The 20,176-nt window shown below is 39.7% G+C and carries 26 protein-coding genes; 12 read left to right on the top strand and 14 right to left on the bottom strand.

The features are described from left to right. Positions 1–226: 226 nt before the first annotated feature. Together rhaD and aldA are read left to right on the top strand one after the other, a co-directional pair. The gene (rhaD, locus tag MHI23_RS08970) at positions 227–1,051 is read left to right on the top strand and encodes a rhamnulose-1-phosphate aldolase (protein WP_224426496.1); all 825 of its coding nucleotides are present in this window, start codon (positions 227–229) and stop codon (positions 1,049–1,051) included. A 42-nt stretch (positions 1,052–1,093) separates the two neighbouring features. Further along, on the top strand, positions 1,094–2,560 hold the full coding sequence (aldA, locus tag MHI23_RS08965; RefSeq protein ID WP_125587377.1) for an aldehyde dehydrogenase: 1,467 nt from the start codon (positions 1,094–1,096) through the stop codon (positions 2,558–2,560). Positions 2,561–2,684: 124 nt separating this feature from the next. Here the strand turns inward: aldA and MHI23_RS08960 are convergent, their stop codons facing one another. Beyond that, a complete protein-coding gene (locus MHI23_RS08960) occupies positions 2,685–3,026 on the bottom strand; it encodes a helix-turn-helix domain-containing protein (RefSeq protein WP_024425154.1) in 342 nt (113 codons plus the stop codon). 122 nt (positions 3,027–3,148) lie between these two features. Here MHI23_RS08960 and MHI23_RS08955 point away from each other — a divergent pair, with 122 nt between their 5' ends. Continuing rightward, complete coding sequence (locus MHI23_RS08955; protein WP_125587376.1) at positions 3,149–3,730, top strand: NAD(P)H-dependent oxidoreductase; 582 nt, start codon at positions 3,149–3,151, stop codon at positions 3,728–3,730. Positions 3,731–3,958: 228 nt separating this feature from the next. Here the strand turns inward: MHI23_RS08955 and MHI23_RS08950 are convergent, their stop codons facing one another. Beyond that, positions 3,959–4,528, bottom strand: a complete 570-nt coding sequence (locus MHI23_RS08950; RefSeq protein WP_024427095.1) for a sugar O-acetyltransferase — start codon at positions 4,526–4,528, stop codon at positions 3,959–3,961. A gap of 225 nt (positions 4,529–4,753) precedes the next feature. Here MHI23_RS08950 and MHI23_RS08945 point away from each other — a divergent pair, with 225 nt between their 5' ends. From MHI23_RS08945 to MHI23_RS08935, 3 genes are all read left to right on the top strand, one after another. Beyond that, positions 4,754–5,935 (top strand): MFS transporter, encoded by a 1,182-nt coding sequence (locus MHI23_RS08945; RefSeq protein WP_248350617.1) that lies wholly within the window; start codon positions 4,754–4,756, stop codon positions 5,933–5,935. A 184-nt stretch (positions 5,936–6,119) separates the two neighbouring features. Then, positions 6,120–6,455, top strand: coding sequence for a hypothetical protein (locus MHI23_RS08940; RefSeq protein WP_024425150.1), 336 nt, complete (start codon positions 6,120–6,122; stop codon positions 6,453–6,455). A gap of 43 nt (positions 6,456–6,498) precedes the next feature. After that, positions 6,499–6,624, top strand: a complete 126-nt coding sequence (locus MHI23_RS08935) for a hypothetical protein (protein WP_254966705.1) — start codon at positions 6,499–6,501, stop codon at positions 6,622–6,624. 53 nt (positions 6,625–6,677) lie between these two features. Here the strand turns inward: MHI23_RS08935 and parC are convergent, their stop codons facing one another. The 4 genes from parC to MHI23_RS08915 form a co-directional block, all read right to left on the bottom strand. Further along, positions 6,678–9,116 carry a DNA topoisomerase IV subunit A gene (gene parC, locus MHI23_RS08930; protein WP_073205734.1) on the bottom strand — a complete coding sequence of 813 codons (2,439 nt, stop codon included), beginning with the start codon at positions 9,114–9,116 and terminating at the stop codon, positions 6,678–6,680. A 2-nt stretch (positions 9,117–9,118) separates the two neighbouring features. Continuing rightward, the gene (parE, locus tag MHI23_RS08925) at positions 9,119–11,086 is read right to left on the bottom strand and encodes a DNA topoisomerase IV subunit B (RefSeq protein ID WP_024425148.1); all 1,968 of its coding nucleotides are present in this window, start codon (positions 11,084–11,086) and stop codon (positions 9,119–9,121) included. A gap of 417 nt (positions 11,087–11,503) precedes the next feature. Beyond that, positions 11,504–11,917, bottom strand: coding sequence for a CoA-binding protein (locus MHI23_RS08920; RefSeq protein WP_024425147.1), 414 nt, complete (start codon positions 11,915–11,917; stop codon positions 11,504–11,506). Then, positions 11,868–11,996, bottom strand: coding sequence for a hypothetical protein (locus MHI23_RS08915; protein ID WP_254966706.1), 129 nt, complete (start codon positions 11,994–11,996; stop codon positions 11,868–11,870). Before MHI23_RS08915 ends, MHI23_RS08920 begins: the two co-directional genes overlap by 50 nt. A 75-nt stretch (positions 11,997–12,071) precedes the next feature. Between MHI23_RS08915 and plsY the strand changes: the two genes are divergently transcribed. Together plsY and MHI23_RS08905 are read left to right on the top strand one after the other, a co-directional pair. Next, positions 12,072–12,653 carry a glycerol-3-phosphate 1-O-acyltransferase PlsY gene (gene plsY, locus MHI23_RS08910; protein ID WP_024425146.1) on the top strand — a complete coding sequence of 194 codons (582 nt, stop codon included), beginning with the start codon at positions 12,072–12,074 and terminating at the stop codon, positions 12,651–12,653. A gap of 97 nt (positions 12,654–12,750) precedes the next feature. Next, on the top strand, positions 12,751–13,038 hold the full coding sequence (locus tag MHI23_RS08905; protein WP_024425145.1) for a HesB/YadR/YfhF family protein: 288 nt from the start codon (positions 12,751–12,753) through the stop codon (positions 13,036–13,038). A gap of 39 nt (positions 13,039–13,077) precedes the next feature. Here MHI23_RS08905 and MHI23_RS08900 read toward each other — a convergent pair whose 3' ends face one another. The 7 genes from MHI23_RS08900 to acnA form a co-directional block, all read right to left on the bottom strand. Then, entirely contained in the window at positions 13,078–13,389 is a 312-nt protein-coding gene (locus tag MHI23_RS08900) for a hypothetical protein (protein ID WP_024427092.1), read from the bottom strand. A gap of 3 nt (positions 13,390–13,392) precedes the next feature. Beyond that, a complete protein-coding gene (locus MHI23_RS08895; protein WP_024427091.1) occupies positions 13,393–13,815 on the bottom strand; it encodes a thioesterase family protein in 423 nt (140 codons plus the stop codon). 107 nt (positions 13,816–13,922) lie between these two features. Then, positions 13,923–14,165, bottom strand: a complete 243-nt coding sequence (gene tlp / locus MHI23_RS08890; RefSeq protein WP_024427090.1) for a small acid-soluble spore protein Tlp — start codon at positions 14,163–14,165, stop codon at positions 13,923–13,925. A 14-nt stretch (positions 14,166–14,179) separates the two neighbouring features. Further along, positions 14,180–14,323 (bottom strand): acid-soluble spore protein N, encoded by a 144-nt coding sequence (locus MHI23_RS08885; RefSeq protein ID WP_008357830.1) that lies wholly within the window; start codon positions 14,321–14,323, stop codon positions 14,180–14,182. A gap of 51 nt (positions 14,324–14,374) precedes the next feature. Beyond that, entirely contained in the window at positions 14,375–14,545 is a 171-nt protein-coding gene (locus MHI23_RS08880; protein ID WP_229137412.1) for an FbpB family small basic protein, read from the bottom strand. A 28-nt stretch (positions 14,546–14,573) separates the two neighbouring features. After that, entirely contained in the window at positions 14,574–15,077 is a 504-nt protein-coding gene (locus MHI23_RS08875) for a TlpA disulfide reductase family protein (protein ID WP_342492446.1), read from the bottom strand. A 66-nt stretch (positions 15,078–15,143) separates the two neighbouring features. Beyond that, entirely contained in the window at positions 15,144–17,873 is a 2,730-nt protein-coding gene (gene acnA, locus MHI23_RS08870) for an aconitate hydratase AcnA (protein ID WP_024427088.1), read from the bottom strand. A 220-nt stretch (positions 17,874–18,093) separates the two neighbouring features. Between acnA and sspO the strand changes: the two genes are divergently transcribed. From sspO to MHI23_RS08850, 4 genes are all read left to right on the top strand, one after another. Further along, complete coding sequence (gene sspO / locus MHI23_RS08865; RefSeq protein WP_024425139.1) at positions 18,094–18,240, top strand: small acid-soluble spore protein O; 147 nt, start codon at positions 18,094–18,096, stop codon at positions 18,238–18,240. A 16-nt stretch (positions 18,241–18,256) separates the two neighbouring features. Further along, on the top strand, positions 18,257–18,403 hold the full coding sequence (locus MHI23_RS08860; protein WP_003211331.1) for a small acid-soluble spore protein P: 147 nt from the start codon (positions 18,257–18,259) through the stop codon (positions 18,401–18,403). A gap of 102 nt (positions 18,404–18,505) precedes the next feature. Beyond that, positions 18,506–18,907, top strand: a complete 402-nt coding sequence (locus tag MHI23_RS08855) for an Hsp20/alpha crystallin family protein (RefSeq protein ID WP_024425138.1) — start codon at positions 18,506–18,508, stop codon at positions 18,905–18,907. A 262-nt stretch (positions 18,908–19,169) separates the two neighbouring features. Continuing rightward, positions 19,170–19,598, top strand: coding sequence for a DUF2621 domain-containing protein (locus MHI23_RS08850; RefSeq protein WP_024427086.1), 429 nt, complete (start codon positions 19,170–19,172; stop codon positions 19,596–19,598). Positions 19,599–19,617: 19 nt separating this feature from the next. Here MHI23_RS08850 and MHI23_RS08845 read toward each other — a convergent pair whose 3' ends face one another. Next, entirely contained in the window at positions 19,618–20,100 is a 483-nt protein-coding gene (locus MHI23_RS08845; protein WP_024425136.1) for a CcdC protein domain-containing protein, read from the bottom strand. Positions 20,101–20,176 lie beyond the last annotated feature (76 nt).

The raw sequence follows: 20,176 nt of genomic DNA, 5'->3' as shown, positions 1-20,176 counted from the left end.
TTTAACGCGAATGAAACAGCATTGTATCAATCATATAATAACCACTTATATCACAATCAAAACAAACATAAACAAAGATAAAATGTTTGTTTATGTTGACTTAATGTGTTTCTCAAAGTAATATGAGGATGTAAACGCTTTTGTATTAATTTATCAAAAGAATAATTTTTATTTAGAAAGATATATATCAATGAAAACAAGGGAGAAGATGGAGTTGAAAGACCTTATGACAAAGAAAGATATACTAAAAGCACCTTTCCTTCAAGAAATGACAAAAACGACAGCAAACCTATATCGCTTAGGTTGGGATGAACGAAATGGCGGGAATATTAGTTATTTATTAAAAGAGGACGAAGTAGCAGAGTACCTTGACGTTCATGATGTGAAACGAACGGTGCCGATGATTTTTGATGGTGCTGAGTTAGCAGGGAAATATTTTATTGTGACGGGTTCGGGGAAATATTTTAAAAATGTAATAGATAATCCAGCCGCTAACCTTGGTATTATTCGTATAACTGAAGATGGTAAATCGCTTGATATTTTATGGGGGTTAGAAGAGGGAGGCGTTCCAACAAGTGAGCTTCCATCACATTTAATGAGCCATATTGAAAGATTAAAAGCAGATCCAAACCATCGTGTGATCATGCACTGTCATGCAACAAACCTTATTGGTATGACATTCACACACAGCTTGGATGAAGCAGCATTTACAAAAACTTTATGGCAGATGTGTACCGAATGCATTGTTGTATTCCCAGAAGGAATTGGTATTATTCCATGGATGGTTCCAGGAACTGATTCAATTGGAGAAGCTACAGCTGCAAAAATGAAAGATGTTCGTTCAGTTATTTGGCCACACCACGGAATTTTTGGTGCTGGAACTACAATGGATGAGACATTTGGGTTAATTGAAACAGCTGAAAAAGCTGCGGAAGTATACACAGTTGTATGTGCACAAGGAAGCGTCAAACAAACCATTACAGATCAACAGCTTCAAGACTTGGCAGATGCTTTTGGTGTTGTGCCAAGACAAGGAGTTTTAAATCTATAAAAATAGTCTTTCCTACAATCCAATATTAGGAGGTTTCAGTAAATGAACTCACAAACCAATGTTAAACAATTTCAAATGTACATTAATGGAGAATTTGTAAATGCTAGCTCTGGCGAAGTGATACAGGTGTTAAATCCGGCAACTGAAAAAGTGATTTCAGAAGTGCCAAGTTGTTCTAAAGAAGAGGTTCAAGAAGCGATTGAGTTTGCAGAAGCTGCACAAAAAGAATGGAAAAAGAAACCGGCTGCTGAGCGTGCAAAGTATTTAACACGTTTAGCTGAAGAAATTCGAAAAAATAGAGATTTTCTTGCACGCGTCATTTCAGAAGAACAAGGAAAAGTACTTGCTCTCTCTACTACAGAAGTTGATTTTACTGCTGAGTACATTGATTATATGGCAGGTTCAGCAAGGACGTACGAAGGGGAAATTCTTCAAAGTGACAGACCAAATGAAAATATAATGATCTTTAAAGAGCCAATCGGGGTTGTAGCTGGCTTTTTACCATGGAATTTCCCATTCTTCCTTGTAGCGAGAAAGGCTGCGCCTGCATTGGTAACAGGGAATACCATTGTCATTAAACCTAGTAGTGATACGCCAAATAATGCAATAGAATTTGCAAAATTAGTAGATAAAGTGGGTATTCCAAAAGGGGTATTCAATCTTGTAACAGGGCGCGGAGATACAGTGGGAGACGAACTTGCTTCAAATGAAAAGATTGGTTTAGTCAGTTTAACAGGGAGCGTGGATGCAGGTGTAAGTGTCATGAAAGCTGCAGCTCAAAATGTAACAAAAGTCAGTCTAGAGCTTGGCGGTAAAGCACCAGCTATTGTAGCTGAAGATGCAGACATTGATTTAGCCGTGAAAGCAATTGTCGACTCACGTATCATTAATACGGGACAAGTATGTAACTGTGCTGAACGCGTGTATGTTCATGAAAGTATCGCCGATCCATTTATCAAAAAAATTGTCACATCAATGAAAAATGTGAAATATGGCAATCCTCTCGAAGATGAAGGTTTAGATATGGGACCACTTACAAATAAGCAAGCAATAGAATCAATTGAAGCGATGGTAAACCGAGCTGTTGAAGAAGGGGCCCAAGTGTTAACTGGTGGAAAACGTGCAGATGTGACACCTGGATATTACTATGAACCAACAGTCCTCGTGAATGTAAAACAAGATTCAGAAATTGTACAGGAAGAAGTATTTGGACCGGTTCTCCCGATTATGACGTTTAAAGATTTAGATGAAGCAATTGAGCTTGCGAATGATTGCCAATATGGATTAACATCATCTATCTTTACACAGAATTTAGATACAGCGATGCGTGCTGCAAATGAGTTACTATTTGGAGAAACGTACATTAACCGTGAAAACTTTGAAGCCATTCAGGGATTCCACGCAGGTCGTAAGAAATCTGGAATTGGCGGAGCAGATGGTAAACATGGGTTAGAAGAATTTTTACAAACTCATGTTGTTTATTTGCAGCATAACTCAAACAAAAAATAAGAGAAAGACAACTTAATATTCCATGAGATTTATCAATGTTCTAAGAGTATCTCAAGAGAGATGCTCTTTTTTTGACTGAATGTACACCCTTTTGCCTAAAAGTACAATTTCACTCAACGTCTAACTATTTTTTCATTTGTTCTTCACCCCAATAGCAAATCGCATCTAATACAGGGATCAATGATAATCCCTTTTCCGATAAACTATATTCTACTTTTGGAGGCACTTGAGGATATTCTTTACGATTAATTAACTGATCTGCTTCAAGTTCTTTTAGTGTATTGGTTAATGTTTTAAAAGAGATTGCCCCAAGCATTCGTTTCAACTGATTATAGCGAATAGGCGCATTGTTTGCATATAAAGCATACAGTACCGTCATCTTATATTTCCCACCAATTAATGATAAAGTGTACCCAAATCCAGTTTCTTTTAGATCAGCATGAGCTGTAAAGGATTCTTTGGTCATTTCACACTCTCCTTTAGGTTAGTATCGCACTTTAATTACCGTACTTGTAGTACGTTATAGCATACAATAAAATGAATGTACATCAAAATATGATGAAAATAACAAAAAAGGGTGAATGAATCATGAAAACAATTGTCTATGCACATCCTTGGGATGGAAGCTATAATCATGCCATTTTGACTTCCATTACAGAAAATCTAGAAACAAAGAGAGAACCATTTCAAGTGATTGATTTATATAAAGATGGGTTCAATCCCGTTTTTTCAGCTGAGGAATTGAAGTATTTTCATAAAGGAGAAACGCCTGATCAATTAGTTAAGGATTATCAAAAGAAATTAAGTCAGTCAACTGAATTAATTTTTATATTTCCTGTCTGGTGGTGGGATTTACCTGCAATTTTAAAAGGATTTATTGATAAAGTCATGTTAAGAGGTTTCGCATTCTTAGAAGATCAAAACACTGGGGCTTTAAAAGGTTTGTTGACATATATTAAAAAAACAACCGTGATCTCAACATCTACAACAGATAAGGATTATATAGAATCTGAAGGTGGGAATGCGATTCAAAGCGTTTTTATTAACCGAACTCTTGCTGACTTGGGACTTAAAAATGAAGACACCAAATGGATTCATTTTTCGAGAGTTAATTTAACAACAGATGAAAAGAGAAAAATATTTTTAAACGAAATATCCCAAAGTATTTAATTTACTGTAGCAGCCAATAAGGAAAGGCACAACCTTTACGACCGATCTAATTTATTGAGAAGGTGGTAGAGGTTGTGAAATTAAATATCGACACTCAAATATGTATTCTCATTTCTTAGTTTACATAATATATATTCTAGGAAGTTAAACAAACATTGAATTTCTCTTGTCTCAAAATTAAGTATACTTATCTTATTGAGACAAAATAGGAAAAATCAAAATCCAACGTTATTCGCCAGATTTTGATTCATCAAGATATTTAATGATTTTCGCAGGATTTCCGCCAACCACCACATTTGCTGGAACATTTTTTGTCACAACGGCACCAGATGCAATGACAGCATTGTCGCCAATTGTGACACCTGGATTAATAATAGCACCGCCGCCAATCCATACATGGTTTCCAATGGTGACTGGTTTGCCGAATTCAATGCCTTTTGCACGTTCTATCGGGTCAAGCGGGTGTCCAGCCGTATAAATATGTACATTCGGACCTAATAAACAGTGATGTCCAATGGTAATTTTGCAAACGTCTAATAACACTGCATCAAAATTTGCAAAAAAATGCTCACCAATCTCAATATTGTATCCGTAATCGCACTGCAGTCTTCCTTCAAAAACGACATCATTTCCGCAAGCGCCTAATAATTCCTTTAAAATGGATGTTCTTTTTTCTTGCTGATTGGTTTGCTGATATGCGTATGTCAATTGTCTCGCTCTTTCACGATCTGCGATCAGTGTTTGGTCACTAGATACATAATGTTCTCCTTGGATCATTTTTTCCTTTTCACTTTTCATGTTGATCTCCTCCTCCCTTCTATTTAAATTGATGTGATATGATTACATCCTACCGCCCCGTTTATGTTTATTTTACCTTCTCATCATAAGAATTGGAAAGGAATGATTTCTTTTGACTAGAATTGACCTTGTTCCTCCAGCAAGTTATTTACGAATCAGCAAGTCTCATTTATAATCGAGTAGATTTGTTCAATAACATATATATCTTTAATTGTGAGGGATTAGATGGAATTAAAGTGGTATAAAGCAATTATTGTGATCTTTACGATGTCTGGGATCTCCATTTCTACATGGTTTTCACGGACACCGGAAGTGAGAGATTTATTACAAGCAAACACAGGAACAATGGGACTTATTTTACTCGGTTTATCCGTTGGTTCAATTGTTGGGCTTGTTCTTTCAAATGTATTCATCCGCAAAAAAGGCGGCCGAGTGGCGATTGTGATCAGTGCTTTTTTGATGTTCCTTGGATTTACTACTCTTGCCATTGGTTCAACACTCTCTTCTATCTTTGTCGTCACTTCTGGTCTTTTTCTTTTTGGCGCAGGCTCTGGCATGTGCAATGTAGCGATGAACTTAGAAGGAACAGAGATTGAGTACAGCATCAAGAAAACCATTCTGCCTATATTGCATGCTTCCTTTAGCATTGGGACTTTAATTGGAGCAGGTGCTGGTATTCTTTTTATCCATTTAGGGGTTTCTGTATTGATACACCTTCTCGCTATTGCCCTTCTGCTGTTCCTCAGCATATTGATTTGTACACGGTTTATTCCGCACGGGACAGGAAAGGATCAGCATGAGAAACAGTCCGATACAGTTGAGCCTACTCAAACGGCATGGCTGAACAAACGAACGATATCTCTTGCGATGATCGCCTTATGTCTTGCGTTTGTCGAAGGCTCCGCCAATGATTGGATTCCACTTGCAATGGTGGATGGCTACCAAGTTTCACATTCCATGAGTACGGTCATCTATGCTTTGTTTTTGTGCGGCATGATTAGCGGCAGACTGATCAGCGGACGTTTGATCGATCGCTTTGGCAGAGTATTATTGCTAAGAGTTGCGATTTTATCAGCAGCTGCCGGCCTATTCTTAGTCATTTTGAAGATTTCACTTGTTGTATGTATGATATCAATCTTTTTATGGGGACTTGGCGCATCTTTAGGCTTTCCGCTAACTATTTCTGCAGCAGGCGATGATAGCCGGTACGCTGTCAAACGCGTTAGTATTGTGACCTTATCTGGTTACACAGCCTCCCTTTCCGGTCCTCCTATTTTAGGGCTGCTTGCCAATCAGGTTGGACTGCTTCATGCCTTTATCTTTGTTCTAATTGCCATATGTATTGCAGGAATCTTTACTAAAGCTGTAGCAAAACCACATTCATTACAAGCGACTAAAAGTGTCTGATCCTTGATCATGGCACTTTTTTTAAATTTAAAAAATAAAATTGAAACCTTTCATGAAGTGAAACAGTCCTATAGATGTCGTGATGTTTATCGCTTTTTTAATGAGGGAAAGTAAAAAAATAAGACTTTTCAAATAACTGAAAACGTGGTAAGATCATGAAAATAACCAGGAAGGGGTGAGAAAAATGAAAAAAAATATGCTATTAAAATTAGGTGTTTTATGCATAGCACTTGCAAGTTTTCATTTGTTCTCAATGCCTCATTCCGTTCAGGTATACCATCATGCTAAGGTGGTTGCCGATCAAGAATCACATGAAATGAAAATCGTCCAGACAATGGGCGATGAAAAGAAACAAAAACATGTGAACGCAGTATTTGCCGCATTTACAGCACTGCTGATTATTGGCAGTATGACAGCTGGATTTGCACGCATCACTCATACTGATCGATTTGACCGGAAAAAGAAGCATTTACTTGCAGTGTTCTATCAATCTTCTTATTTCCGACAAGCTCGTGTTTAACCCAACCATCTAAATCAAAACAAAAATTGGGAGGTTTTACACGATGTTATTTTTCTTAAGAATTTTCATTCTAGGTCTTTTCTCTGTCACTTCACTTTCTCTTTTCGTCTACCAAGGAATTGAAGTAGTGCACGCCATTACAAGCATGTTTGGCAACCACGAGAGCTAAATGACCCGTATATAAAAGAAACCCCCTGCCAGTCGCAGGGGGTTTTCGTTTGCTTATTTATTGTCATCTGGTGCAGGTTCAGGTGTCAGAAGGACATGAGTCACTTCTCCCTGCTCTTCCTCATCTATAATAAATGATCCATTGCTATAGCGGTCATTTGCTCTTAAAGTAGAAATATCAAGTGGAATCGTTGTACCCTTTTCTGTATCTATCTCAAGTGTATCGTGCAGCGCTGCAGCGATCACAGCCACAATACGGTGCGGGTTTTTCTTTAATTCTCTCAGCATAAGAACTCCGCGTTTCGCTCTTGATGTTTTATCAAATTCAGAGAGGTTCATTCGCTTTACAGCCCCTCTTTGTGTCGTGAGCACAAGGACATCGTTTTTTGGATCAATAATCTGGCCAGAGACTACCTCGTCCCCTTCCTTCAAGTTGATTCCTTTGACACCGGCCGCTCTCGGTCCAACAACACTTACTTCTTCTTCATCAAACCACAAACCGTAACCATTTTTCGTTGCAATAAACAATTCCTGCTGTCCTGTTGTGACATGAACATCGACGAGTTCATCGTCACCTTTTAGGTTCAAGGCAACAAGCGGTTTCGAATAACGCTGCGCCTTATATTGAAGAAGCTCCGTTTTCTTCACCATTCCGCCTTTCGTAAAGAATAAAAGATATGACGTTTCATCAAATTCTTTTATTGGAATGGCTTTTTGGATTGATTCCTCGCGATCAATCGAAATGATATTCGTAATATGCTGCCCCATGTCTTTCCAGCGTATATCTGGCAGCTGGTGAACAGGACAATAAATGTAGCTTCCTTTATTCGTAAACAGCAGAAGAACATCCGTTGTATTCATTTCAAACTGATGAATCAACCGGTCAGTATCCTTCATGCCAAAGTCCTTACCGTTAGAGGCAGCATAGGAGCGCTGGCTTGTTCGCTTAATGTAACCATCCTTCGTGACTGTCACATAAACATCCTCTGATGCGATCATCACTTCAAGGTTAATCTTAATTTCTTCGATTTTTTCCTCAATAACGGATCTTCTCTCATCAGCATATGTCTTTTTGAGCTTTTTCAGGCTGTTTGTAATGACCTTCAGCAGCTTTTTCTCGTTCGCTAAAATGTCTTCAAGCTCTGCTATGCGCACATCTAGCTCTCTTGCTTCGTCTCTTAATTGCGTAATATCTGTATTCGTTAAACGATATAACTGGAGTGAAACAATCGCTTCTGATTGTGCTTCTGTAAAGTCATATTTGGCCATCAAGTTGTTCTTTGCATCACGCTTATCATTAGAGGAGCGGATTGTGGCAATAACTTCATCTAAGATGGAAAGTGCCTTAATTAATCCGTCTACAATATGGTGGCGTTCCTTCGCTTTTCGAAGCTCGTACGCTGAGCGGTTCGTCACCACTTCTTTTTGATGGGCAATATATGCATCTAGTACAGTGGTGAGCGTCATTAAGGTCGGTCTTCGATTATGTATCGCTACCATATTAAAGTTATATGGGATTTGCAGATCTGAGTTTTTATATAAGAAATTCAGCACACCATTTGCATCTGCTTCTTTTTTCAGCTCTACTACGATTCGAAGCCCAGTACGGTCTGTCTCATCTCGGACCTCTGAAATGCCTTCTACTTTTCTTTCAATTCGGAACTCGTCCATCTTTTTGACAAGATTGGCTTTATTCACTTCGTAAGGAATTTCTGTGATGACGATTTGCTGGCGTCCGCCGCGGATGGTTTCAATCTCCGCTTTGCCTCGAATCATAATCTTTCCTTTTCCTGTTTCATACGCCTTCTTAATACCGTCTACACCTTGAATGATACCGCCTGTTGGGAAATCTGGCCCTTTGATGACCGTCATTAAATCCTCAACCGTACAATGCGGCTGTTCGATTCGTTTAATAACGCCATCAATGACTTCTCCCAAGTGATGCGGAGGGATATCTGTGGCATACCCGGCTGAAATTCCTGTTGATCCGTTCACGAGAAGGTTTGGGAACATCGCTGGTAATACAACGGGCTCTTTGCTTGTATCATCAAAGTTTGCGACAAATTCGACCGTTTCCTTGTCTAAGTCCTTTAAAAGCTCTGAAGCAATAGCAGACAGCCTTGCTTCCGTATAACGCATGGCAGCAGGCGGATCACCATCGATACTCCCGTTATTCCCATGCATCTCAATCAGTACATTTCGTACTTTCCACTCCTGACTCATTCTTACCATCGCTTCATAAACAGATGAGTCTCCGTGCGGGTGATAGTTACCAATCACGTTACCGACTGTTTTAGCGGCTTTACGGAAGTTTTTATCCTGCGTATTTCCTTCTGCATACATCGCATATAAAATTCTTCGTTGTACAGGTTTTAGTCCATCACGTGCATCTGGAAGCGCACGGTCTTGGATAATATATTTACTATAGCGGCCAAAGCGGTCGCCGATTACTTCTTCTAATGGTAAATCATGAAATCGTTCTTGTTGTGCCATGTTTAAACCTCCTCAGCTAGCGACAAGTTTTCATTTTCAAGAATGTTGCTTTCCTCATCAAGTCCAAAGGCGACATTCTTTTCAATCCATTTACGGCGTGGTTCTACTTTGTCACCCATTAGAGTTGTGACGCGGCGTTCCACACGTGCAGCATCATCAATTTTGACCCTGACAAGTGTTCTCGATTCTGGATTCATTGTCGTTTCCCATAGCTGGTCGGCATTCATTTCACCTAACCCTTTGTAGCGCTGAATCGTGTACCCTTTTCCAACTTTCTTCAATACATCATCCATTTCTTCATCAGACCATGCGTACTCAATGATTTCTTTTTTCCCTGAGCCTTTGCTGACTTTATATAAAGGCGGGAGTGCAATAAACACTTTGCCATGCTCAATCAGCGGCTTCATATAGCGGTAGAAGAATGTTAAGAGAAGCACTTGAATATGCGCTCCATCCGTATCCGCATCTGTCATGATCACGATTTTGTCATAATTGATGTCTTCTACATTAAAATCGACACCGACGCCTCCACCAATTGCATGAATAATGGTGTTGATTTCTTCGTTTTTGAAAATATCAGCAAGCTTTGCTTTTTCTGTATTGATGACCTTTCCGCGCAGCGGCAGCACCGCCTGGAATTTACGGTCGCGCCCCTGTTTTGCTGACCCGCCCGCTGAGTCACCCTCTACTAGGTATAGTTCGTTTCTTGCTGGGTTTCTAGATTGGGCAGGTGTTAATTTTCCGCTCAGCGTGGCTTCAGACTTTTTCCTTTTCTTGCCGCTCCTTGCCTCTTCACGGGCTTTTCTAGCAGCCTCTCTTGCCTGCTGCGCTTTAATCGCTTTTTTCACGAGAAGAGTGGCTGTTTCCCGGTTTTCTTCAAGGAAATACGCAAGTTTTTCAGAAATAACAGCATCAACAGCTGAACGTGCCTCACTTGTCCCAAGCTTTCCTTTTGTCTGCCCTTCAAATTGAAGCAGCTCTTCAGGAATTCTGACAGAAATAATAGCAGACAGTCCTTCGCGAATATCAGTGCCTTCTAAATTTTTGTCTTTTTCTTTTAAAAGAGCGACTTTGCGAGCATATTCGTTAAAGGCTCTCGTCATGGCCGTTTTGGCACCAGACTCATGTGTTCCGCCATCTTTTGTTCTGACGTTATTAACGAAGGAAAGGATATTTTCCGAATAGCCATCATTAAATTGAAAAGCAAAATCTACTTCAATGGACTGATGCTCTCCTTCAAATGAGACGACTTCACTCAGAACATCTTTTTCTTCATTTAAATAAGCAACAAAGGCTTCAATGCCTGTCTCATAATAAAACGTTTCTTGTACATCATGCCGTTCATCGATCAGCTCTATTTTTAACCCTTTTAATAAAAAGGCAGATTCTCTTAAACGCTCTGATAATGTATCGAAATTATAGGTCGTCACACTGAACATGGTAGGGTCAGGCTTAAAATGAATCAGTGTCCCCGTTTTTTTCGATTTTCCGATTTTTTCGAGTGATGTGACAGGTTTACCGCCGTTTTCAAACCGCTGATGATAAATAAATCCGTCACGTTCAATTGTGACAGTGAGCCATTCTGACAGCGCGTTCACAACAGATGCCCCAACTCCGTGAAGTCCACCACTTGTTTTATATCCGCCTTGACCAAATTTTCCGCCTGCGTGCAGGACCGTTAAAATGATCTCAGGTGTCGGTTTTCCAAGCTTATGCATACCAGTAGGCATTCCACGCCCTTTATCTTGGACGGAAATGCTGTTATCTTTATGTATTTTGACAATGATATGATCTCCATGGCCAGCGAGCACTTCATCGACAGAGTTGTCTACAATCTCATAGACAAGGTGATGAAGACCGCGCGAATCCGTAGATCCAATATACATCCCTGGACGTTTACGGACCGCTTCAAGCCCCTCTAGCACCTGAATAGAATCATCGTTATAATCTACTTGCTGCTTTTTAACCAAATGCTTAATCCCCTTTCACTAACAAACATAACCGGCTAATCATCAAATGATCTCTCTAGATTTTAATGATGATCATGCTGCTCATTACTGTCCACTTTAATAAGCTGCATCATCATCATGCATGTGTCATTCACCAATACATGCTCTTTTGCACAGCTATGAGAATCATTCTACATTCTGCAATCAGAACTAGAAGTCCATTATAAACAAGACTGTTTCATAAGCCAAATGCAATCATATGATGGTTTTAGCAAAACAGAACAAATGTTCTATATTTATCTTATCGCTCTTTTTCTCGATATGCAAGGCCGCCGATATGTCCCTGTCGCCTTATTTTATCGCTTTCTTTCAGAATCGCAAATATATTTCTGCAACAAAAAAGCAAAAATCCTTGAAAAACCAAGGATTTTTGACGATTTAATGAGTTTTTGTCATCGCATGAGCCACCTTGATACATAAATCCATGATGGCGACCTTGCCATTTTCCTCAATCAGCCTTTTCGCTTCTTCGTGATATATGCCTTGCTGCGCCCAAAAAACAGGTGCGTCTATTTCGAGAAACTCTTCTGCCACCTCTGGTAAAAACTCTGAACGTCTAAAGACATTGACAATATCAACAGGCTCTTTTATATCTTTTAAAGAAGCGACTGCTTTCACACCGAGTGCTTCATCGATCGTTGGATTCACTGGGATCATCTCATACCCGGCATCCTGCATCGCCTTAGACACCATATAAGACGTCCGGTGCGGCTGATCTGATAATCCAACAACAGCAATTCGTTTACTGCTTTTTAATATACGGCCGATTTCTTCTTTCGTAGGATTGTTCATCAAGACACTCCTTTTCCTCCATTTTAGCGAATTTCTGCTTAAAAACAAAGCCGAATCCATCTGCTTTCGATTTTTTCAAAAAAAGTTCCCCATGTTTTTCACAAGATCATGTTAAAATGTAAGACAAGAGGGAGAATATAAAGGAGTTATGCAGATGTTAATTGCTTTGATGTTTATTTTGGCTTATCTTCTCGGCAGTATTCCATCCGGTCTCATTGTCGGGAAAGCTGCAAAGGGTATCGATATCCGTGAACATGGCAGCGGAAACCTAGGTGCGACGAATGCATTTCGTACACTTGGCGTAAAAGCAGGGTCTATTGTGATTACTGCTGATATCCTAAAAGGGACGCTTGCTTCAGCTTTACCGTTTTTCATGCAGCTGGACATCCATCCCTTATTAGCAGGAGTTGCTGCTGTTATCGGTCACAGCTTTCCTGTCTTTGCAAAATTTAAAGGGGGAAAGGCAGTCGCTACATCAGGCGGTGTGCTGCTATTTTATGCCCCATTCCTATTTATCACGATGATCGCTGCTTTTTTCTTATTTTTATACATTAGTAAATATGTTTCACTATCATCTATGCTGACCGGGATCTATACATTCATTTACAGCATATTCACCAAAGACCTATTCTTAATCATTGTTGTTGCCGTTCTTGCTGGCTTTGTGATCTACAGACACATCGCCAACCTCAAACGAATTCTCAACAAAACTGAACCGAAAATCAAATGGCTCTAGCCGTTTCATCCATTTAAATATGTGGTAAAAGTAAAGAAAAGCTGTTTTTGCATCCTGCATTTTAAAAACAGCATGACTTCAAAAAGGGGCGATCACATTGAAATTAACGATAAAAGAAGATGCACTCAATTGGTACAAGGATGAATTAGATTTAGAAAAAGGTGATCAAGTTCGCTTTTTTGTGAGATATGGCGGGTGCAGTAATGTACAAAAAGGCTTTTCTCTCGGCGTCGCAAAAGATGAACCTCAAAATGCCGGCGCAACCGCTGAAATAGAAGGTATTACTTTCTTTATTGAGGAAAGTGATATTTGGTACTTTGACAACCATGATCTGCATATTGATTATAACGAGTCCGTGAAAGAACCAGAATTTCATTATGAATAAACAAAAAAGATACCTCATCCCTCGGGTATCTTTTTTGTTTTACACTTCAATATACAGCCCATACTCCTGAATGTTCCCTAAAGATCGTTCCTTTTGCAGAATTCTTTTTTGCGGCTCACCGATCAAGTCAAAATGAGGAAACCCTTCGCGGTCATGAATCCATTCTTTTTTTAGTCCATGTCTTTCTCCCCACTCAACTAACCGCTTCATATCCTGACAGGCTGCTTTTGTGACAGTATTGGCATTTGGAAAACGGTCATCGAGCCAGTAGTGAGTTAAAAAAGCAACTTTGCCTTGCTTGACAGCTGATTTCCAAGCGTTTAAATCGCTTCGTTTAATACCAAAAGCCATAAATTAAACCCGCTTCTTCGACTGTTCATATACTTTATGCCAGGCAGGAAAGGCTTTTCTAAATTGAATAGGTCTAAAGGTGTCTTTATCCACACATATATGTGAGGTTGTCCCTGTAATCGCTGTTTGTCCATCAGGTTTTTGAATTTCATAGCCATACACCGTTTTGACACCATTATATTCTTCAATCCATGTATGAACGGTTGCTGTTTCACCGTACAGCAATGGTTTTTTATATTGAACCTGCAAGTCTATCACAGGTGCAAGAGCACCATCTGCTTCTAGCTGCGCATAGGAAAACCCTAATTCTTTAATCAATGCTGTTCTGCCGACTTCCATCCAAATTAAATAATTGGCATGATACACGATGCCCATTTGATCTGTTTCTGCATAACGGACTTCTATTTCTTTTTTGGATACATACACGTTTTCATCGCTCTCCTATCAAAACCTAAGGTCTGTCTCTGCCATTTTACCACATTCCAAATGGTTCTTCTAAAAAGAGGCAATAAAATAAACCAGGAATCCCTGGTTTATTCGGTATAGCCATTCTTTCTTGCCGCTTCTTCGTCCTTGATCTCAGAACGCATCGCGTCAATACTCATTTTGCGGTTTTCGTTTTTTTGTTTGATCATTTGCTTTTCTGTCTCTGTCGAAACGGACATCGCTGCTTCAGATTCATCGATGTTGTCAAGTGTGTTCTCGATCATATCTTGCAGCTTTTCAACATTATCAGAACGATCATCTGGATTGGATTGATATGACTCGTTATTCATGATGATTCCCCTCCTTATTCGCCCTTCGTCTGTATCACATCAGGCTGTTCATTTGATTTATTATGCATCTTTTTACCTTTATTCCGTTTGTATGCTACAGGTTTTGTCCCTAAATGGTCTGGTGTAAACTGCGCTTGTTTATCATGCTCTCTACCCATTATTCATCCCTCCCTCTTCTTTAGGATGAACGAAAACGGATAATTCATAACTTATTTCTGTCTAAATCGCTCTTCCAACTTTTCTTCAAGCTGGTTTAAAAATTCCTCATTGCTTAATAATTCTTTTTTATTTTCAAGCACAAGCTCTTCAAATGTGCGTCGTTTTCTTCTTCTCATTTCACTCACCTCCATATATGTATGATTACATTTTCGCCAAAACATTTAGAAAATAAGCAAAAGAGCTGAATCATTATAGATCCAGCTCTTTTTCAATTTCTTTTTTTGTCAGCATTTGATGCTTCACAGACATGATGCGCCCTTTTTCATCTAATATGTATGTCGTTGGGTATGAAAGCACCTGATATCTTGCTTGAATGCCTTTTTGGTCCAATAAAACAGGAAAGCTCACCTTTAATTCTTTTGTGAATGCTGCCACATGATCCACACTCTTTTCAGTGGTCGTTAAATTCACTGCTAGTACTTCAACTTGGTCATTTTCGCTCCTAATCGCGTCTAGATCCGGCATTTCCGTCCTGCACGGCTTACACCATGTCGCCCAGAAATTGATGAGCACCTTTTTCCCTCGGTAATCAGATAACGAGGCGGTTTTGCCGTCAAGGGTTTTCAGTTCAAAATCAGGGGCTTGATCCCCTTTTTCAAGACCGATTGCGGGCTCTTTTGGCCCAAATAAATTCCACGCAAGTAAACCAATCAACACAAGTAAAACAGCGCTTGCCATTCCTTTTTTCCACATGATTGATCCTCCACTATTTTAAAAAAGAAGAGAAAGCTGTTGGATCGCCTTCTCTTCTTTGCTGTATTAGTTGCTTGCCAATTTTTCGCGAAGTACCATTTGAAGGATACCGCCATGACGATAGTAGTCAATTTCGACTTCACTGTCAAAGCGAACCACCACTTCAAACGTTTTCTCGTTTCCATCTGTGTCAATTGCTTTCACAGTGACGAGATCACGTGGACGAACTGTTTCGTCAACATGAACTTCAAATGTTTCTGTTCCTGTTAGACCATGAGTTTCTGCACTTTCTCCATCTTTAAACTGCAGAGGAAGTACGCCCATGAAGACAAGGTTACTTCTGTGGATACGCTCAAAGCTTTCAGCTAGAACAAATTTAATTCCAAGAAGGTTTGTTCCTTTAGCAGCCCAGTCACGTGAAGAACCCATTCCGTAATCTTTACCTGCTAAGATCGCAAGACCTGTTCCATCCTCTTTATAACGCATGCATGCATCATAAATCGATGTCACTTCACCAGTTGGCCAGTAAGTTGTATAACCGCCTTCTGTTCCTGGTGCAATTTGGTTCTTAATACGGATGTTTGCAAAAGTACCTCTCATCATGACATGGTGGTTACCACGGCGAGATCCATATGAGTTAAAGTCTCTAGGCGATACGCCTCTTTCTTGCAAGTATTTGCCCGCCGGTGTGTCCTTACCAATCGCTCCAGCAGGAGAAATATGGTCAGTTGTGACAGAGTCACCGAACTTCGCAACGACGCGCAAGCCTTTAAGCGGTTCAACTTTACCAGGTTCAACTGATAGGTTTTCAAAGAATGGCGGGTTATCAATGTATGTGGAATTTTCATCCCATTTATACAATGCATCATCCGTCGTTTTAATTTCATTCCAGCGGTCATTGTTGTCAAAAACAGTTTCATACTCTGAACGGAATAGCTCAGGTGTGACAGTGCTTTTAACGACGCTGTTGATTTCATCCATTGATGGCCAAATGTCATTGAAATAAACGTTCTCGCCATTTTTATCGACACCGATAGGATCTTTTGTTAAATCAATATTCACCGTACCAGCAAGTGCATAAGCCACAACTAATGGTGGAGATGCAAGGTAGTTCCCTTTCACAAGCGGATGAATACGACCTTCAAAGTTACGGTTACCCGATAAAACAGAAGTGATCAGCAGATCATTTTCAGAGACTGCATCTTCAATTTCTTTCTCAAGCGGTCCGGAGTTTCCGATACATGTTGTACAGCCATATCCAACAATGTTAAATCCAAGGTCTTTTAAATATGGAAGAAGTCCCGAATTCACAAGGTACCCTGTTACAACTTTAGAACCCGGCGCTAGTGACGTTTTCACGTAGTTCGGCACTTTCATACCGAGCTCACTTGCTTTCTTCGCAACAAGACCTGCTCCGATTAACACGTATGGGTTCGATGTATTCGTACAGCTCGTAATCGCTGCAATCGCAATCGCACCTGTCTTCATCACAGCTTTTTCACCGTTTGCAAGATCAAATTCGATTTGTTTATCAAGCTCTGATTTATCTAAGCCAAACCCTTGGTTACCAGCTGGGCTTTCGATGTGTTTATGGAACGTCTCTTTCATTTGAGAAAGTGGAATCAAATCTTGTGGACGTTTAGGACCAGATAAGTTTGACTCAATTTTAGAAAGATCAATTTCCACAACATCAGTAAAAATTGGTTCTTCTGCATCTGGCGTATAGAATAAGCCATTTGCACGAGAATATTCTTCAACGATATTAATTTGCTCTTCATCACGTCCAGTAAGTCGCAGGTAAGCAAGCGCTTCTTCATCTACTGGGAAGAATCCGCAAGTAGCACCGTATTCTGGCGCCATGTTCGCAATGGTTGCACGATCTGCTAACGGCAATTGTGCAACACCCGGTCCGAAGAACTCAACGAACTTGTTCACTACGCCTTTTTCACGAAGGACTTGTGTGACTTTTAATGCAAGGTCAGTTGCAGTTGTTCCATTTGGAAGCTCTCCAACTAATTTAGCACCAATCACTTCTGGTACTGGGAAGTATGAAGGTTGACCAAGCATACCAGCTTCCGCTTCGATACCGCCAACGCCCCATCCAAGTACACCGATACCGTTAATCATCGTTGTATGAGAGTCAGTTCCAACTAATGTATCTGGGTAAGTGATGATCTCGCCATCTTCTTCAATCGCATGAACAACACTTGCAAGATACTCTAAGTTCACTTGGTGAACAATTCCTGTTGCAGGTGGGACAGCTTGATAGTTATTAAACGCTTTCTTTGCCCAGCTAAGGAAGTTATAACGCTCTGCGTTACGTTCGAACTCTAAATCCATGTTAATGTTTAATGCATCTTCAGTTCCAGCTTTATCAACTTGTACTGAGTGGTCAATCACAAGGTCAACTGGAATTTCAGGGTTGATTTTATCCGGGTCCCCGCCTACATCTGCCATTGCTTTTCTTAAAGAAGCAAGGTCAACGACAGCTGGTACACCCGTGAAGTCTTGTAAAATAACACGAGAAGGTTTAAACGGAACATCAATTTCTTTTACCTCGGCAGTTCCCCATTTTGCCAAGTTTTCAACGTGTTCCTTCTTGATCACTCTACCGTCTACTTGGCGAAGCACTGATTCTAAAAGTACCTTAATGGAATAAGGCAGCTTAGAAACATTTCCGATTCCTTGTTTCTCTAGTGCTTCTAACGAATAATAGTGATACGTTTTCCCATTTGTCGAAAACGTTTTTCTAGATTGAAAAGCGTCTTGTTTAGCGACTTGCTGCTGTTTCGACATGTCCAAAATCCCCCTTTTGATGATCAAGATCAATTTCAATTCTCAGAAAAATCGTCGTATTTCACCACAATTTTCTCACAATTTCATCTTAAAACAAATTCATACATAAGTAAATAACAATGCTTTTATTAAATTCAATAAGTTTAACTTATCATTAGGAAATGATTACTCTTCATAAACGAAGCGGGGCGGGCTCATACTACAAATGAGGTGATAGAACATGACAAAACGCAAAGCTAATCATGTCATGAATGGCATGAACGCAGCCAAAAGCCAGGGTAATGGCGCAGGCTATACGGAAGATGATCAGCTCGTTTTAACAGAAGAACAAAGGCAAAACAATAAAAAACGTAAAAAGAATCAATAAGAAGGAGCCAAACATCATGACGAATAAAAACACAGGGAAAGACATCCGTCAAAACTCTCCTAAGGAGCATCAAGGCGGTCAGCCTGAGCCGTTATCAGGCAGTAAAAAAGTGAAAAACCGCAACCATACAAGACAAAAGCACAATTCTCATCATGATATGTAATTATTCCCCTCTCATCCCGTGACCACACGGGATGTTTTAGGTCTTTCACACATTTCCATTTTCATCATATGATTTATTATGAGATGTGATGGAGGAGTGTTTATGGAGAATGAAAAGCAATCGAATTCCTCTGATTTTATTGAAATAGATGATTGGCTCAATGTTTTAATGGATGATCCATTTGCCTGGTATGATGAACACCTCCCAATTGATCTTTATGAAACAAGCCGTGATTATATTATCGAAATCGATGTCTCCACCTTATCGATCACTGATGTAAAGCTGACCTTCGCTGGACATGAGCTGACGTTGACTTACACAGTACAGCATCCAAATGGTGAAGGCGAACAGCCAATTGAAAAAAGCGTGATGCTCCCTTTTTATTTAAACGACAAAGACATTGAAACAGATTATGAAAACCGAATCATATCGATAAAAATTAAAAAATGTTCCGACCATCCAAACGGTGCATTTTCCTTTCAAATCCCGCACTTCAAACATTAAGAGCCCACCTTTATATAGGTGGGCTCTCTTCCCGTTCGTTTCAAGTCAATACCTTTTGCGAACCACCATGGCCAAATAGTAGAGTCGCTATATGATAAAGTATTCTTTTTCTACTAATTGGTTTGGGTCATTCTAGTAAATGGGCGGCTATCAATGAAAAAGGGCGTTTATAGAGAAAATAGACATACATTTTTGTTATTTTCTTCTATCCTCTCTTCATGTAATATAAAATAGAGAGATAAGGGGTATAAGGAGTGAGAACATGTTAAGCGGCTGGTTTTTGTGGTTCATTTTATTTTGGGGTACAGTGATGATCGGATTACTCGCAATCGGTGGCTTTTTTATGTTTCGTAAATTTTTAAAACGATTGCCAAAGGAAGATGGGAAATCAGAGCTTGATTGGCAGGATGAATATATTCAAAAGAGCCTTCACCTATGGCGGGATGAGGACAAACAGCTGTTAAATGAACTCGTATTACCTGTGCCAGAGCTGTTTAGAGATGTTGCCAAAGAAAAAATAGCGGGTAAAATTGGTGAGCTGGCATTAAAAGAACAGGCTGCCAGCATTAATTTAGACTTAATCATTCGCGGCTACATTATGGCCACACCAAAGCGGGATCATAAGTTTTTACTGAAGCGCCTTCAAGAAAAAAACATTGATCACTCGCCATATGAATCGTTATTAAAATAACCTCCTTTAAAAAGGAGGTTTAATTCATTTGAATCTGCTGCGGATCTAATTGTTTAGACAGCTTTCTAAACGATAAATACATGGCAACCCGCCAAGGCACGATCATGCCAAAGGCAAGAATCCAAAACATCCCGCTTAATGAACCATAATCAATAGAAGAACTTAGGATGGTCTTCATCCCGATACGAAGGACAAGAAGTCCAATGAGAATGAACACAAATGCTTTTGACCGTTTTAAGTAGATGTCATTGCCTCTAATTTCAAACTTCGATGTTTTGATTAAAAATATGGAGAAAAACATCCCCACTGTGATCGCTTCTAGAAATTCAGCTCCAGTTACCCGAAACATAGGAACAAAAAACATCAGTGCGCCAGTGCTCATGAAAATAGGAGGTAAAATAATTTTTTTCGCAGTTGCAGGTTTTGCAGATGACTTAATGCGAATAAACATGACGGCCACCGCCATACATACCGCAATTATAGAAGAGATCAAGATCATCATATCAAATCATTCCTTTATTCTTTAAGGTCAGCCTATGTATAATATACTCCAATTGACGAAAAAAAACCATTCGCCG

It is taken from the genome of Bacillus sp. FSL M7-0003 (assembly GCF_038628485.1).
Lineage (GTDB): Bacteria > Bacillota > Bacilli > Bacillales > Bacillaceae > Bacillus > Bacillus safensis.
The sequence above is the reverse complement of the archived record's forward strand: the minus strand, read 5'-3'. Positions and strand labels throughout refer to the sequence as shown.

What these genes read in the sequence shown, in the direction of transcription:
- rhaD (WP_224426496.1), top strand. Translation starts at nt 227, where the DNA reads ATGACAAAGAAAGATATACTAAAAGCACCTTTCCTTCAAGAAATGACA.
- aldA (WP_125587377.1), top strand. Translation starts at nt 1,094, where the DNA reads ATGAACTCACAAACCAATGTTAAACAATTTCAAATGTACATTAATGGA.
- MHI23_RS08960 (WP_024425154.1), bottom strand. Translation starts at nt 3,026, where the DNA reads ATGACCAAAGAATCCTTTACAGCTCATGCTGATCTAAAAGAAACTGGA.
- MHI23_RS08955 (WP_125587376.1), top strand. Translation starts at nt 3,149, where the DNA reads ATGAAAACAATTGTCTATGCACATCCTTGGGATGGAAGCTATAATCAT.
- MHI23_RS08950 (WP_024427095.1), bottom strand. Translation starts at nt 4,528, where the DNA reads ATGAAAAGTGAAAAGGAAAAAATGATCCAAGGAGAACATTATGTATCT.
- MHI23_RS08945 (WP_248350617.1), top strand. Translation starts at nt 4,754, where the DNA reads ATGGAATTAAAGTGGTATAAAGCAATTATTGTGATCTTTACGATGTCT.
- MHI23_RS08940 (WP_024425150.1), top strand. Translation starts at nt 6,120, where the DNA reads ATGAAAAAAAATATGCTATTAAAATTAGGTGTTTTATGCATAGCACTT.
- MHI23_RS08935 (WP_254966705.1), top strand. Translation starts at nt 6,499, where the DNA reads ATGTTATTTTTCTTAAGAATTTTCATTCTAGGTCTTTTCTCTGTCACT.
- parC (WP_073205734.1), bottom strand. Translation starts at nt 9,116, where the DNA reads ATGGCACAACAAGAACGATTTCATGATTTACCATTAGAAGAAGTAATC.
- MHI23_RS08920 (WP_024425147.1), bottom strand. Translation starts at nt 11,917, where the DNA reads ATGAACAATCCTACGAAAGAAGAAATCGGCCGTATATTAAAAAGCAGT.
- plsY (WP_024425146.1), top strand. Translation starts at nt 12,072, where the DNA reads ATGTTAATTGCTTTGATGTTTATTTTGGCTTATCTTCTCGGCAGTATT.
- MHI23_RS08900 (WP_024427092.1), bottom strand. Translation starts at nt 13,389, where the DNA reads ATGGCTTTTGGTATTAAACGAAGCGATTTAAACGCTTGGAAATCAGCT.
- tlp (WP_024427090.1), bottom strand. Translation starts at nt 14,165, where the DNA reads ATGAATAACGAGTCATATCAATCCAATCCAGATGATCGTTCTGATAAT.
- MHI23_RS08885 (WP_008357830.1), bottom strand. Translation starts at nt 14,323, where the DNA reads ATGGGTAGAGAGCATGATAAACAAGCGCAGTTTACACCAGACCATTTA.
- MHI23_RS08880 (WP_229137412.1), bottom strand. Translation starts at nt 14,545, where the DNA reads ATGTTTTGGCGAAAATGTAATCATACATATATGGAGGTGAGTGAAATG.
- MHI23_RS08875 (WP_342492446.1), bottom strand. Translation starts at nt 15,077, where the DNA reads ATGTGGAAAAAAGGAATGGCAAGCGCTGTTTTACTTGTGTTGATTGGT.
- acnA (WP_024427088.1), bottom strand. Translation starts at nt 17,873, where the DNA reads ATGTCGAAACAGCAGCAAGTCGCTAAACAAGACGCTTTTCAATCTAGA.
- sspO (WP_024425139.1), top strand. Translation starts at nt 18,094, where the DNA reads ATGACAAAACGCAAAGCTAATCATGTCATGAATGGCATGAACGCAGCC.
- MHI23_RS08860 (WP_003211331.1), top strand. Translation starts at nt 18,257, where the DNA reads ATGACGAATAAAAACACAGGGAAAGACATCCGTCAAAACTCTCCTAAG.
- MHI23_RS08855 (WP_024425138.1), top strand. Translation starts at nt 18,506, where the DNA reads ATGGAGAATGAAAAGCAATCGAATTCCTCTGATTTTATTGAAATAGAT.
- MHI23_RS08850 (WP_024427086.1), top strand. Translation starts at nt 19,170, where the DNA reads ATGTTAAGCGGCTGGTTTTTGTGGTTCATTTTATTTTGGGGTACAGTG.
- MHI23_RS08845 (WP_024425136.1), bottom strand. Translation starts at nt 20,100, where the DNA reads ATGATGATCTTGATCTCTTCTATAATTGCGGTATGTATGGCGGTGGCC.